The sequence below is a fragment of the Leclercia sp. W17 genome, assembly GCF_003336325.1.
Taxonomy (GTDB): Bacteria; Pseudomonadota; Gammaproteobacteria; order Enterobacterales; family Enterobacteriaceae; genus Enterobacter.
Window position 1 is genome coordinate 18,277 of record NZ_CP031103.1, and the last position, 12,694, is coordinate 30,970.

Below are 12,694 nucleotides of genomic sequence, written 5' to 3' on the forward strand. Positions count from 1 at the left end.
GGGCGTTACCGGAGAAAAGCCCTTGAAGGTGCGCGTGTTGTCTGGCCGGGAGCAGGAACCCGTTGCGCAGCATGATGATTTTTCGCTCATTGGGCAGGATCTCCAAGCAGGCGACTGTTCATACCGCAGCAGTGAACCTCTTCGCCCACTTCAACCATCAGGGTATCAAGCATGACCAGAAAGGCTTCCATATGCGGGCCTGACAGGCCGTAGTAGCAAAACTTCCCTTCCTGTCGTTTGGTTATCATCCCGCATCCCTTAAGGCAGGCGAGATGCTGGGAAACACCGGACTGAGATGCACCGATCTCATTCACGATATCGGATACCGTTTTCTCTCCGCTACGCAGCGAAATGAGGATACTCAGACGGGTCTTTTCCGATACACCGCGCAGGAATTTGATTTTGTCGTCAAGGGTTGCAGCCACTACACACTCCAACATATTAATATTCGCTAATGCGCAATATATTAATCCACGCTAATATAATGTCAATTGGCCCGTGCGATTTTGATATAGATAAAAGGTATATCAATGGGTTGCATAAAAAACGCTCCCGTTAATGTCGCGGGTCATTGTCTGCACAGAGCGCATCAGGGTCATCTGAAGGCTCATTGTTAAACGGTCAATAAGGATTATTTTATGAAGAAAGGAGTTATCGTGGGTATCTTTCTGCTTGTGCTGGGTGTGGCGGCGTTCAGTCTCTGGTTCACCACGAAACCAGCAGAAGGTAACCGGGACAGTTTTGTGGCCAGCCATTCCCCGGTGCTGGGGGTCATTAATGCACCGGTAACCATTGTCGAATTTTTTGATCCGGCCTGTGAGGCATGTGCGGCTATGTCACCCTATGTTAAAGAGACCCTGGCCACTCATCCGGAGGGCGTCAGACTGGTTCTGCGTTATGCCCCTTTCCACGGTGACGTTTCCGTCGAGGCTATCGAAATTCTTGAAGCGGCCCGTGAACAACGGCTTTTTGAACGTGTACTGACCGCGTTTTTCCGCAATCATCCATCCTGGGCGGGTCACGGTTTTTCACCCGAGAAAGGTAAGGCTACCCTCTGGAAAATTGCTCTGGCGTCAGGACTTAATGAGCAGCGGGCCAGAGCTTACATCGCCGGAAATAAAACGAAGAAAGTGATTGCGGAGGATCTGAAACAGATCAAGGAGCTTAATATCCAGGGCACGCCAACATTCTATGTGAATGGTAAAAAACTGATCGACCTGGGCCCCGAGCAGCTGGATCAGATGGTGTCAGCGGCGCTGAAAGAGAGCAAATAATCTCGTTTATTGCCCGAGGTATCCGAACAACAAGTCGCCTGAAAGGCGACTTGTTGTGTTTAACATTGAAAAGTATGTTGGCCACATGAAATGATGGTTAGTCGCGTTGACAGGAATTAACGTAGCCTGCCCATACCTTAAACCTGTGTTTTCGCCTTAGGCTTAATGTCCGCAGTTCACTCATAGTTGCCCATCATGCCAGCTCAAAAAACAGGCTTAACGTAGGATATTTAATGAGATGGTCACTCCCTCCTTCCCGGTACTATGCTGAGGACAGGCTTTCATTCGGAGAACTATCATGGAAAACATTGCGCTCATTGGTATCGATCTGGGTAAAAACTCTTTCCATATTCATTGCCAGGATCGTCGCGGGAAGGCTGTTTACCGTAAAAAATTTACCCGGCCAAAGTTGATCGAATTTTTGGCGACATGCCCCGCTACAACCATCGCAATGGAAGCCTGTGGCGGTTCTCACTTTATGGCACGCAAGTTGGAAGAGTTGGGGCATTCCCCAAAGCTGATATCACCACAATTTGTCCGCCCGTTCGTTAAAAGCAATAAAAACGACTTTGTCGACGCCGAAGCTATTTGTGAAGCTGCATCGCGTCCGTCTATGCGTTTTGTGCAGCCCAGAACGGAATCTCAGCAGGCAATGCGGGCTCTGCATCGTGTCCGTGAATCCCTGGTTCAGGATAAGGTAAAAACAACCAATCAAATGCATGCTTTTCTGCTGGAATTTGGCATTAGCGTTCCCCGAGGAGCTGCCGTTATTAGCCGACTGAGTACCATTCTTGAGGATAATAGTTTGCCTCTTTACCTCAGCCAGTTATTGCTGAAATTACAACAGCATTATCACTATCTTGTTGAGCAGATTAAAGATTTGGAATCCCAGTTGAAACGAAAGTTGGACGAAGATGAGGTTGGACAGCGCTTGCTGAGCATTCCCTGCGTCGGAACACTGACAGCGAGTACTATTTCAACTGAGATTGGCGACGGGAAGCAGTACGCCAGCAGCCGTGACTTTGCGGCGGCAACAGGGCTTGTACCTCGGCAGTACAGCACGGGAGGTAGGACGACATTGCTGGGAATTAGTAAGCGAGGTAATAAAAAGATCCGAACTTTGTTGGTTCAATGTGCCAGGGTATTCATACAAAAACTGGAACACCAGTCTGGCAAATTGGCCGATTGGGTCAGGGATTTACTGTGCCGGAAAAGCAACTTTGTCGTCACTTGTGCTCTGGCAAACAAGCTGGCCAGAATAGCCTGGGCCCTAACGGCACGACAGCAAACTTATGTAGCATAACGGCAGAAATACACCGGTTTAAAGAATTACTGATCTGGTTTTGCGAATACTGATATTGATGATACTAACGGCCCACCGGCCTGTTGAGGAACCTGTAAAACGGAAAGGCTCATTGAAGCCGTATATTTTCTGGAGGTTCATCAGGCGCGGAACTCATCAAGGCGCGGGAATAAAATCCCATTCAGACGCCGGATAGATTCAAGCAAGCCAACTTGTCGTCAAAATCGGTGTTGCAAAAACGGGAGTGACCATAGATTCCGTTTTCCAAGCGGACCCCTGGATACGCTCATCATGCTGGATCAGCACCCTGCGTATCTGGCCGGTACGCCATCGGTGCGTCGAAACATCCTGATCAATGAGTTGCTGGCCCTGCTGGGTCAGCCGTCCACCAGCCAGAAAGTGACGTGGTAACAGCGAAACCTGTTACGCCGGTTGTAGAGGAAGTACCGGTGCAACACGCACCTCAGACCGTGCAGACGCCACCAACGGAAACGAAGCAAACTCCTGCGCACAGACCAGCCCTGCCGAAAATGGGCCAGTAACCGATCCGCCAGCATAAATAAGGCTCCTTTTGGGGCCTTATTTTTGAAATTTAGAGGGGAAAACTTCACTTTTGACACCGATGGAGCATAGGTTTGACGCGCTTTTTGACACAAAAGCTGAAGAAATCAGCAGTCGATCAAATTTTCATTTTTTTTTCTGAAATATTGACATGACATCCAAGCCTTACGGTACGGGCACTTGCGATTTTTTATTGCTTGACAACCTCAATTTAACCTCAAAATCAACTCTTGTTCAGGAAATAAACTCCTTTAGAATAATCACTGTCAGTCATAGAGTTAGAAAGACCAGACGCAAAAAACCCGACTGGTAAGGTCGGGTCTTTGCGGTTCCGGATGAGCTGGTAACTCAACCGGGGGGTACTCTCTTTAGCTGACAGGAAAAATGATACGCGAATATTTTGGTCGCGGCAAACGACGTTTAGATACAAAACACACCAAAAGCCCTGGCTTTGTAGAACGGGTGGTACCGCGATACAAAGTGCTCTCATAGGTTGGAGTGCTCTCTTTAGCTGACACGTAAGAGAAAAAAACCGATGTAACAGGCCATTTGGAGTAGACGTCGGTGCTCTCCCTCCGCATCGTTGGAGGTACGTATGATTAGTAAATTAATCATCGTTCTGAAAGGCCTGATCGTCGTTGCAAAACTGGCGCTCGAGCTTTTAGAACAAATCAGTAAGTTTTTTGACTGATACGAAAACAAAAGGCGCCTTCGGGCGCCTTTCTTATTGGTTAATGTGCCGGTTCCGGCGGGCTCTCCGCCTTTTTCAGCACGTCCTCCACCCGTCCACGATATTGCAGCAACAAGCCCAGCGTCGCGTCATCCAGCGCGATAGAGTCACCCGCATCGGTGCGTATCCAGACCTGGTAGCCGTCGAACCGGGCATACACTCCATCATGAATGTAGGTTTCCTGCGACGGATCAAACGGCGTACTCCACGGGAAGAGCGGTATTTCCTGTTCCATCTTCTCTCCTCAATGACTCTTCGACAGGTGCGTAATGCGCATCTGCATGACCATCACACCCTGCTGGCTAATCTCCTGGTGTAGGCGTGTCCAAGCGTAGAACTCCTTCACCAGCGCCGCAGAGACGGCAAGATCGGCCTTCCCGCCCCGTGCATGAAACTCACTGGCGATACGCTGGCACATAGCTTCACCTTCCTCGTGCGGGAACGGTGTGGCGGCGAGCAGCTGATCGCGTTCCTCATCAAGCACGTCGTAGATATGGCGCTTCTCAAAGGTGACGCTATCCCCGTCGCGCAGGCCATGTCTGACCGTATGCAACAGATCGTTGTTGATACGTCCCGTTACGGTGTCACCTTCGACAGCCGTCACCGCCACCCAGAAACGCTCCCGATCTACGCAGACTTTCACGCTGACCCGACCACAACCGAATCCAGTTCGGTCTGGCCAGGTGCGGCGAAGGTATCCGGGTAAAGGCGCTCCATACGTTGTGCATCTTCAAACGTAGCCATTGGCGCTTAATCCAGTACCAGTTGGGTGACGCGGCAGTTATACAGCGCCGCCAGCTTCTCTAGCGTGGTCTTCTGGGGTTTCTTGCGCTTCTCCATATTCGAGACACCGGCTTGTGTGATGCCCAGCTCTTTGGCCACGTCTTCCTGCGACAGCCCCCGGAACAGGCGCCAGGCAACGTGCATGGGTACGCCCTCCTTCCGGTGCAGCTTGACGACCTCGTGAGGGTACGTCTCAACGTCGCTTTCGCCCGCCTCAACGGGCACGGATTCATACAGCTCGTCCAGATCGCTTTGTGCCACCAGCCGGTTAAACAGGCTGATAGGGATAATGGCGCTGATCCGGTTGCCGTTCTCGTCAGTCACATATTGTACTTTGCTCATGATTACTCTCGTCATTGTGAGGTTCAGTGCTTAGCCATTCATGAAGAGGCAGGTTCCGGCGGGTTTCCCCGCCGCTCCTGTTAGCGTTTTTTGTAGGTTGTTGTGGTTCGTTTCAGCACTTCCAGCACCTCGATAATCACGGGTTCCCCTTTGATTACCGTCCAGAGAACCCGGTAGTTGCCTACTGCTAACCGCCACCGCCCTTTCTTGTCATCCGTCAGCTTCTTCACGTTCAGGTGTGGAATGTTCGGCCACTTTTGCAGTTCTTCCACCCCCTCCTCTATCGCGTCACCGTCAGCGGTGGGGAGCTTTAGAAGTTGTTTGGTGGCTTTACCCGTCCAGACAATTTCAGGCATTTGCCTCTTCATGTTTTTAAAGAACATATCCCTCGTGGGATGAGTCCAATATAACATAATTTAGTTATTTCTAAACATATTTAGTTATATATTTAGTTATTTAGTGATATCCATCACCCGCAGCGGGCAGAAAAAAAGCCTCCGCAGAGGCTTTCACTCAGGCCGCCGTGGCGTCAGTCGGGGGATCAGTGGCATGAAAATCTCATGCACGCGGGGCTGGGACAGGAAGGCGTCTTTCACCAGCACGCGCAAGCTTTTACCGAGCGTGCCGAACAGGCCGTAGCTCGTTCAGTTACAGTCCGCCCCATCCTTCCTCTTCTCGCCGCTGTTGCAGGTGTAGGGGCCGCTGGACACGCCCATACAGCACGGGCAACGGAATTGCTTGCTGGGGATCGCCGCCTGCAATGCGCCAAGGCTGGCAAACACCGTCACATCCTTGATGTTAGGGAAATTGGACTGCTGGTAATAGTTCGGGGCTGTGTAGCCCCGCGCCTTCTCGACCGCCGCCAGCACTTCGAGCGGCGTCACCTCCAGCAGGGCGGCATACTCCGCGGTGAACTTACGGATGAACTGCACCGTGCGCACGATGCTATCCGCTGAAAAGCCTGAGCATTTCGACTGAATGCCTGCCAGCAGGCCCTCGTATTCATCCACCAGCGGCTTGATGTTCTCGCTTGTCATTGTGCGTCTCCCTGCGCCGATTGCTGGGCGGCGATGATCTTCTTCTGTCGTGCCTGGAAATAGTCGAAACAGACATCCATTTCCGCATCTATGGATACCAGTTCGCGCTCAAAGTATGCCCGCGCGTCTGTCTCGCTGGCTGGTGGCAGTTCGCCGGGGCCTTCGAGGGCATCGATCAGCCACTCGATCCCGGCGTCTGCACCCTTGCCATGCTCGCTTTCAATGATGACCGCACGCATGGCCAGTATCATTTTGCCAAACAGCAGATCCGCCTCCTTATAACGCATACGAATATACTGGTTTTCCTCGCGCAGCAGCGCCACCTCAGCCAACGTCGCCGGTTCGTCTACCCGGTGGGCCATCAGACGAACATCAGGATCGGCGCTGGCCATCAGCTTCGTTACCTGTTCATTACTCAGTTTCATCGCTTCCACCTTCTCCCCGCCCATCAGTGAAGCACCACGCCCGGCGCTGCGCCGCGCAGGGAGCTATCTGGCTCGTCTTCGCGCTCACTCTCAGCACGGCAGGACTCGCAGTCACACGGGGTTGTGCTGTTGTTACGCACTTACAGCACTTACAGCACTTACAACATTTTCACCAACTCCGGGGAAATATGTTCCGATTTGAGCATTTCAACGGCGCCCAGCATGTTCATAGGGGCTGGCGTTTTGCAGCTGTCGATGTAGGAGCTCAGCACAATACCGTGAATCCCGTCCTGCACCTCGATACAGAAGCCCGCCACCATCGGGATATTGTGCGCCATGCTGAGATCCTGCATTTCCATGGTCAGCTTATGCAGCCGGGACACGGCGTCCTCGTCGGCAGTAAAGTCGAGGATGGGTTTGTGTTTTTCGTTGTTGTTAGGCTTATCCATTTAATCTTCCCGGTAGATTTGCATTGCGAATAGTTAGTTGCCCAGATTCACACTGACAGCGTGGGGATCAGCTCGTGTCCCTTCAGTACAATTTCAGGGCTCAGCATTCCGCGCTTTATCGCCCACACTGCTCTCTCGGGCCCCAGCGCCTTCATGAGCGCCCGGCAGTCAAACACCCGGCCCGGCACAGCACCGGCGCGCGGCCGTGGATGGAACAGCCCGCGTCGGTGAGGTATACGCACGTAAGATCCTCTTTGTGCGCCAGCATCCGGATGCCCTGGGCGGCCAGTTCGGGCTTGTCTGATACTGGCTCACGTCTTCTCCGAGCTCGGGGCGCAAGCTGATCGCGTCCCCCTGCAGCACAGTGTGCAATCGTCACAGGGCACGGCGCTGGTGCGCACAGACACGGCCCTGCTACGCACCTTGTCAGCGGCCATGCTTGTTAGCCTCACGAAGGGTCACCGGCGCGGGAGTGTAGCCCTGTTCGATAGCTGACAGCGCCGCTGGGGTCATCTTCAGCGCCTCGGCGCCGGCCATCAGCGTAAAGCCCGCCCGGGTGCGGCGACTTTTCAGAATCTGGCCGTACTCAGCCCAGCGCAGGGCCTGCGCCGGTACCTTTCCCTTGCCTTCACAGCGGAAACAGGTCACCGCACCATAGCGGTGCTTAGATAAGTCCCGGCCGCCGTTGATGAACGCACTTTTGCAGCCCGCGCCCGCGCAATCTGTGCAGGTGATCAACTCACTCATAACTGGCCCCGATCTTGTCGTTGAACATCACATCGGTAACCAGCTCAACGATGTTTTGCGGCAGGCCATCCACCAGCGCCTCCACGTTCGCCGTGAACTCACCCGGCCGGTTCGTAATAGGTTCGATAAGCACGGCCTTTTTCAGAGCCGTCATCAGGCGTAAAACGCGGCTGTTACCCCAGCCGAACAGGCGCGCCACGTTCACGGCGGCCAGTTGGTCCTGGTGGCTATTCAGCAGCTCCAGCAGGGCCTGACATTTTGTGTTTTCCATTTGCATCACAGCACTTCCCCGCTAACCCGATAATCCATCCCAAGCCGGTCAGCCTCACGGCGCGCCAGGGTCATCAACAATTCACCACGGCTGCTGAACCTCGTTACATCCACCAAATCGTCCAGCATCTTTCTTTCGGTCAGTGAGATACGCAGTCCGCGCAGCTCGAGGATCCCCAACTGACGTTCACGCTCACGACGATCCCGCTGATAGTCCGCTTCCTTTTTATGGTTCCGGCGGCGAACCGGACCCGGTTTGCGGCGTTTTACGATCTGAATCGCTATTATTTCCCTCGCGTTAAACCCATTGATTTGCGCAACAGAAAATCGTTAGGATGTTTGAGGGGGTAGGGCGCCGCAATGGCCCCCCCTTAACGTCAGTCGGTTTTCTTTTCCAGCCCGTTCTGCACGGCCACACGGTCAATCACTTCACGCCAGGCGCTCAGCGGCAGGTCACCAAGTTTGGCGATCGGCTGGTTCTTCGTGTTAGTCAGCATCACCCGGCGCTTGCGCACGCCCTCACCCGGGATCGCCAGCTCCCACCAGTGGCGGGTATTGTTAAACAGCACGTTGGCGCCGTACCCGGCCGCGATCGCTTCCAGGTCCCGGCGGAAAATGCGCGGCCCCTGGTTACAGTCCCAGCCCAGACGGTCAGTCGGGGCATTCTGCAGATCGAGAGCCTTACCGCTATCGCTCAGCATATACAGGTGACCCCAGCGCAGTACGCCCGGTTTCACTTCCACAAGGTAGCCCGCGTCAATCAGTCCGTGCGCGGCCATGGCGCTGGCTGCAGGTACGCCCTTGGGCTCCTGGGCTTCGCCGTCCATCAGCACCACCAGCTTCGCTCCGGACAGCAGGGTCTGGCGGCGGTGTGCGGGCACGCTGGCCATCGGGCGGATCATCAGGTACTCCGCTGGTCCGCTCTTCAGGGCGCGGACGATATCGGCGCGCTTGCTTGTCATCTTCACTGTTCGTTGTTCTCCTTTTCTGCCCAGGCAACATTACGCGGCCACGTCGGTATGGATTCACCCGGGGCAAGGTGACGATACTGCATAAGCAACTGATATGCCTCCTCCACCCCTTCAGCCAGCGTGCAATAGTAGCCCTGTTCGGCCAGCAGGCGCAGCTTGAATATCTGCGCTTCGCTGATACGCCCGCCCTTCGCTTTCAGTTCCAGACGGCAACCGTGATATACACCACGCGGCATATCGACCATAACATCAGGGTAGCCATTTTTCAGGCCGCTGGCCGTCATCATGCCTGCCGTCTTTCCTGGGCGGTAACCCCCGTTCGGGATCGCACTGGTCAGAGCATACAGCTCCGGGTCTGCGACCTCGATACGGGCGAACAATTCGACCTGCTCGTAATACTCCTGGTTCCCTTTCCGTAGGTCCGGCTTCTTCGCCAGCATGGCCATTGCCACGGCATGAGGCGAAACGTAGCCCGGGTCACCGAGGCGCGCGCCTACAGGGCGCTGTACCTTCTTTTTGCTGGAGGGCTTGCTGGTCGGGTTCGACAGATTGAAGCTCTTTCCGGAGCCGCTGCGCAGGCCCTTTTCGGCCCACTTCTGACGGCGTTCCAGTTGTGTCTGCAGAAAGTCTTCCCCGAACCGTGCCATTCACTCTCCATCGTTCATGATTATGTAATTTAATTACTGTCTTAGGACATTAAAACAACCGACGCGCCCAAAAGAATGACTTAGATTCAGGTTAATTAAAAAGAGTTCAGGCGTCTTGATGTGAGGGAGGGAAAAAGTGGTGAAAAAGTGACAATAGGAGCGAAAAATTTGATCCGGGATCCCTAAAATGATCTTCCAGGCGAAGCGATACCAGGATACTGTATGTCCCTGAAACGAAGAAACCCCACGTTCTCAGGCGCGGGGTTTAATCGGGTAAATGAGTTTTCTCAGGACTCATTTGCCGGGTAACTGAACCGTGGGAGCGGACCAGTCACCATAATGTAAAGTCAGTGTATCTGCCTTAAGGCATATGTTCAAGCCGATTAAAGCAGCAATATGGGAAAATTTCCCATCACCTCGCACTATTTTTCCGCTCCCTGGTTCCAGTTACCGCATTGGCTAACGCCTTTGGCGGCGATTTACCGTGCCTGCGCGACGTGGAGTGGAGAGATAAGTCCGCGCGTGGACGCGTTAGCCTGGGCCAGACGGGGAGTCTGATTACAAGGCCCAGCGTTGGAGCGAGCACCCAGTAGGTCAAGCAGTGCCGGAACAGGTGAGGAGTGCGATACCGCCACCGAGGAGAAAGAGCGGATATCCGGCTGCAAAATGAGACGGGGTGTGATGTCAGGACGCAATCAGGGGAGCGCAGGCGGGTAACTACCTGTATCTCAAAGCTGGCACGGTTTCGCCTACTTCTGGCTTGTAGCGTCGCTTTTTTGTGATGCTCGTCAGGAGTAGCGGAGCTATGGAAAAACAGCCACCAACATTACCGTTTAACGCCCGCCCTGCTTATGCTGAAGTAACGAACCGGAGATGAGCCATGAACATTGATCGAGTGATCGCGCTGTTTGAAGGCAACGAGATTGAAGCACAAAATTGGATGAGTCAGCCTAACAGGGCCCTGAAATGGAAGACGCCATCAGAGTTGATGGCGTCCGAAGCGGGGACCGATGAGGTTATGAAACTGATCACTCGTCTGGAGCACGGTGTGTACTCCTGAGCCTCTGCGGGCCTACACGGGGCACTCATCACTGGCCGCACGGTTGATGAAGTAAGTCCATTCACTTCCTCTGCAGCGCTCCCTTCCATCGTCTCGCCGTCATTGAATATAAGCGACTTCCCCATTACCCAGGCGAACTGGGTACGGCCTCCAGACAGCACCAACAACACCTGCCCATTAACGAGCTGGCTGATGGGCTCAATCACCGCAAAGCCCGTTGAGGTATCCAGTATTTGGGTGTCGATGCCAACGCCGCAGATCTTCTCTGGAGTGAGCCTGCTCTCTACGTAGTCGTTAGCGGGTGATGCGAAGGCCATCAGAGCACCCTCCCCATAGTACGCAGCATCCAGAGTTTATTCTGGCTGTCATCGGGTGTCTTATCGACGAAAAACGTCTGGTTTTGCTCTATCCAGTTGTTGGCGTCTTGCCAGTTGAAGTGCCAGTGAACTTTCGCCAGCTGGCTGATGAAATCGTCAGTGCGCACACACTGAAAACCCTTCGGATTGTTATGTATTGCTGCGACAAATGCGCTATGAATTTCGTATCGGCGGACCATGATCTACGCTCCTTTTCACTGTTTTTATATACAGTATTTTTTATGAAAGTGTAGATCAAGGTGGTTTACAAGATAGGCTGCTCTGTTCTTAATCGATGAAAAGCGCAGGTGAAATTCCAAAGCGCGCTGCCAGCGCTTTGATATGGTCTAATGATAATTTACGCTCGCCTTTAAGCACGCGAGATACCATCGATTTTCCGCCAATCTCCGGTAAGTCGGAGAATGTTAAATCATGTTGGCTTATAAGAGTGCGTAATACCGCAACGCCTGTAGGGATCGCGGCTAATCGCGCGTTAAATTCTGCATATTCCGGCGCGGTACTTTCGTATTCTTTAATTTTCGCAGCGACGATCTCAAAGAGTGGGTTGTCTGTATCGTTCGCGTCGAAAAGATTTTCTACAAATTCCAGCGCGGCGGCGTGCTGTTCTTCGGTATGAATCCCAGCGATGAAAGGCGCAACGGCAAAAAGCGCCGCGCCTGCTTTAGTGATTTCTGGCATGTTCATTTTATCTTTCCTTTCTTCGCTTTGGCGTTGAATACGTCATACTCTTTATGAGTAAAAATACCTTTTACGAAAACGATTTGATTAACAAAGTCGATTTTCAAAACAGCTCGCCATTCGTTATGACCGATATCGATAATGTAGTGTCTATTCAGATCCTTATGGTTGTCCAACGAGCGGAAAAATTTTCTTAGGTCTTCCGGCGTTGCGAAAGAGCCCTTTTCTATCGTCTTAGCCATTTCGATAAGCTCAGCAGCCGCGCGCGGAAATTTTTCTGCTGCCTCCCTGATCGTCTTCCTTGAAATTAGGTAATGACTCCAACTTACTGATAGTGTTTTATGTTCAGATAATGCCCGATGACCTTGTCATGCAGCTCCACCGATTTTGAGAACGACAGTGACTTCCGTCCCAGCCTTGCCAGATGTTGTCTCAGATTCAGGTTATGTCGCTCAATGCGCTGAGTGTAACGCTTGCTGATAACGTGCAGCTTTCCCTTCAGGCGTGATTCGTACAGCGGCCAGCCATCCGTCATCCATACCACGACCTCAAAGGCCGACAGCAGGCTCAGAAGACGCTCCAGTGTGGCCAGAGTGCGTTCACCGAAGACGTGCGCCACAACCGTCCTCCGTATCCTGTCATACGCGTAAAACAGCCAGCGCTGACGTGATTTAGCACCGACGTAGCCCCACTGTTCGTCCATTTCAGCGCAGACAATCACATCACTGCCCGGTTGTATGCGCGAGGTTACCGACTGCGGCCTGAGTTTTTTAAGTGACGTAAAACCGTGTTGAGGCCAACGCCCATAATGCGTGCACTGGCGCGACATCCGACGCCATTCATGGCCATATCAATGATTGTCTGGTGCGTACCGGGCTGAGAGGCGGTGTAAGTGAACTGTAGTTGCCATGTTTTACGGCAATGAGAGCAGAGATAGCGCTGATGTCCGGCAGTGCTTTTGCCGTTACGCACCACGCCTTCAGTAGCGGAGCAGGAAGGACATCTGATGGAAATGGAAGCCACGCAAGCACCTTAAAATC

General features: G+C 53.1%; 20 protein-coding genes. 3 read left to right on the forward strand and 17 right to left on the reverse strand.

Features of this window, described 5'->3' with window-relative positions:
- Positions 1–86: 86 nt before the first annotated feature.
- The gene (locus DVA44_RS25035; protein ID WP_246843656.1) at positions 87–425 is read right to left on the reverse strand and encodes a helix-turn-helix transcriptional regulator; all 339 of its coding nucleotides are present in this window, start codon (positions 423–425) and stop codon (positions 87–89) included.
- Positions 426–638: 213 nt separating this feature from the next.
- Here DVA44_RS25035 and DVA44_RS25040 point away from each other — a divergent pair, with 213 nt between their 5' ends.
- Complete coding sequence (locus tag DVA44_RS25040; protein ID WP_114388487.1) at positions 639–1,274, forward strand: DsbA family protein; 636 nt, start codon at positions 639–641, stop codon at positions 1,272–1,274.
- Between the two features lie 298 nt (positions 1,275–1,572).
- Positions 1,573–2,577 carry an IS110-like element IS4321 family transposase gene (locus DVA44_RS25045; protein ID WP_000427623.1) on the forward strand — a complete coding sequence of 335 codons (1,005 nt, stop codon included), beginning with the start codon at positions 1,573–1,575 and terminating at the stop codon, positions 2,575–2,577.
- Positions 2,578–3,869: 1,292 nt separating this feature from the next.
- On the opposite strand, the gene DVA44_RS25055 is transcribed toward DVA44_RS25045, so the two are convergent.
- From DVA44_RS25055 to DVA44_RS25105, 12 genes are all read right to left on the reverse strand, one after another.
- On the reverse strand, positions 3,870–4,103 hold the full coding sequence (locus DVA44_RS25055; protein WP_114388488.1) for a hypothetical protein: 234 nt from the start codon (positions 4,101–4,103) through the stop codon (positions 3,870–3,872).
- A 9-nt stretch (positions 4,104–4,112) separates the two neighbouring features.
- Complete coding sequence (locus DVA44_RS25060; protein WP_114388489.1) at positions 4,113–4,511, reverse strand: hypothetical protein; 399 nt, start codon at positions 4,509–4,511, stop codon at positions 4,113–4,115.
- Positions 4,512–4,618: 107 nt separating this feature from the next.
- A complete protein-coding gene (locus DVA44_RS25065; protein WP_114388490.1) occupies positions 4,619–4,993 on the reverse strand; it encodes a helix-turn-helix domain-containing protein in 375 nt (124 codons plus the stop codon).
- A gap of 80 nt (positions 4,994–5,073) precedes the next feature.
- Positions 5,074–5,349, reverse strand: a complete 276-nt coding sequence (locus DVA44_RS25070; RefSeq protein WP_114388536.1) for a type II toxin-antitoxin system RelE/ParE family toxin — start codon at positions 5,347–5,349, stop codon at positions 5,074–5,076.
- A gap of 288 nt (positions 5,350–5,637) precedes the next feature.
- Positions 5,638–6,030: a hypothetical protein gene (locus DVA44_RS25075; RefSeq protein ID WP_114388491.1), complete on the reverse strand. Its 393-nt coding sequence runs from the start codon at positions 6,028–6,030 to the stop codon at positions 5,638–5,640.
- Positions 6,027–6,455, reverse strand: coding sequence for a hypothetical protein (locus DVA44_RS25080; RefSeq protein WP_139157130.1), 429 nt, complete (start codon positions 6,453–6,455; stop codon positions 6,027–6,029). The genes DVA44_RS25075 and DVA44_RS25080 overlap by 4 nt, the downstream gene beginning before the upstream one ends.
- Before the next feature lie 158 nt (positions 6,456–6,613).
- A complete protein-coding gene (locus DVA44_RS25085; protein ID WP_114388493.1) occupies positions 6,614–6,904 on the reverse strand; it encodes a hypothetical protein in 291 nt (96 codons plus the stop codon).
- 426 nt (positions 6,905–7,330) lie between these two features.
- Complete coding sequence (locus DVA44_RS25090; RefSeq protein ID WP_114388494.1) at positions 7,331–7,651, reverse strand: helix-turn-helix domain-containing protein; 321 nt, start codon at positions 7,649–7,651, stop codon at positions 7,331–7,333.
- Positions 7,644–7,922 carry a hypothetical protein gene (locus DVA44_RS25095; protein ID WP_139157131.1) on the reverse strand — a complete coding sequence of 93 codons (279 nt, stop codon included), beginning with the start codon at positions 7,920–7,922 and terminating at the stop codon, positions 7,644–7,646. The genes DVA44_RS25090 and DVA44_RS25095 overlap by 8 nt, the downstream gene beginning before the upstream one ends.
- Positions 7,923–7,927: 5 nt before the next feature.
- Positions 7,928–8,050, reverse strand: a complete 123-nt coding sequence (locus DVA44_RS26165) for a hypothetical protein (protein ID WP_256369321.1) — start codon at positions 8,048–8,050, stop codon at positions 7,928–7,930.
- A 248-nt stretch (positions 8,051–8,298) separates the two neighbouring features.
- The gene (locus tag DVA44_RS25100; protein WP_139157132.1) at positions 8,299–8,889 is read right to left on the reverse strand and encodes a hypothetical protein; all 591 of its coding nucleotides are present in this window, start codon (positions 8,887–8,889) and stop codon (positions 8,299–8,301) included.
- Entirely contained in the window at positions 8,886–9,539 is a 654-nt protein-coding gene (locus DVA44_RS25105; protein ID WP_114388497.1) for a VRR-NUC domain-containing protein, read from the reverse strand. The genes DVA44_RS25100 and DVA44_RS25105 overlap by 4 nt, the downstream gene beginning before the upstream one ends.
- Before the next feature lie 880 nt (positions 9,540–10,419).
- Between DVA44_RS25105 and DVA44_RS25110 the strand changes: the two genes are divergently transcribed.
- A complete protein-coding gene (locus DVA44_RS25110) occupies positions 10,420–10,599 on the forward strand; it encodes an MbcA/ParS/Xre antitoxin family protein (protein ID WP_114388498.1) in 180 nt (59 codons plus the stop codon).
- A 316-nt stretch (positions 10,600–10,915) separates the two neighbouring features.
- Here DVA44_RS25110 and DVA44_RS25120 read toward each other — a convergent pair whose 3' ends face one another.
- The 4 genes from DVA44_RS25120 to DVA44_RS25135 form a co-directional block, all read right to left on the reverse strand.
- Positions 10,916–11,155: a hypothetical protein gene (locus DVA44_RS25120; protein ID WP_114388499.1), complete on the reverse strand. Its 240-nt coding sequence runs from the start codon at positions 11,153–11,155 to the stop codon at positions 10,916–10,918.
- Positions 11,156–11,243: 88 nt separating this feature from the next.
- Entirely contained in the window at positions 11,244–11,660 is a 417-nt protein-coding gene (locus DVA44_RS25125; protein ID WP_114388500.1) for a type II toxin-antitoxin system HigA family antitoxin, read from the reverse strand.
- Positions 11,657–11,962, reverse strand: a complete 306-nt coding sequence (locus tag DVA44_RS25130) for a type II toxin-antitoxin system HigB family toxin (protein ID WP_371413880.1) — start codon at positions 11,960–11,962, stop codon at positions 11,657–11,659. Before DVA44_RS25130 ends, DVA44_RS25125 begins: the two co-directional genes overlap by 4 nt.
- A gap of 17 nt (positions 11,963–11,979) precedes the next feature.
- A protein-coding gene (locus tag DVA44_RS25135) for an IS1 family transposase (RefSeq protein ID WP_246843657.1) occupies positions 11,980–12,677 on the reverse strand; the annotation gives its coding sequence in 2 pieces (ribosomal slippage) (positions 11,980–12,428 and positions 12,428–12,677; 699 coding nt in all).
- Positions 12,678–12,694 lie beyond the last annotated feature (17 nt).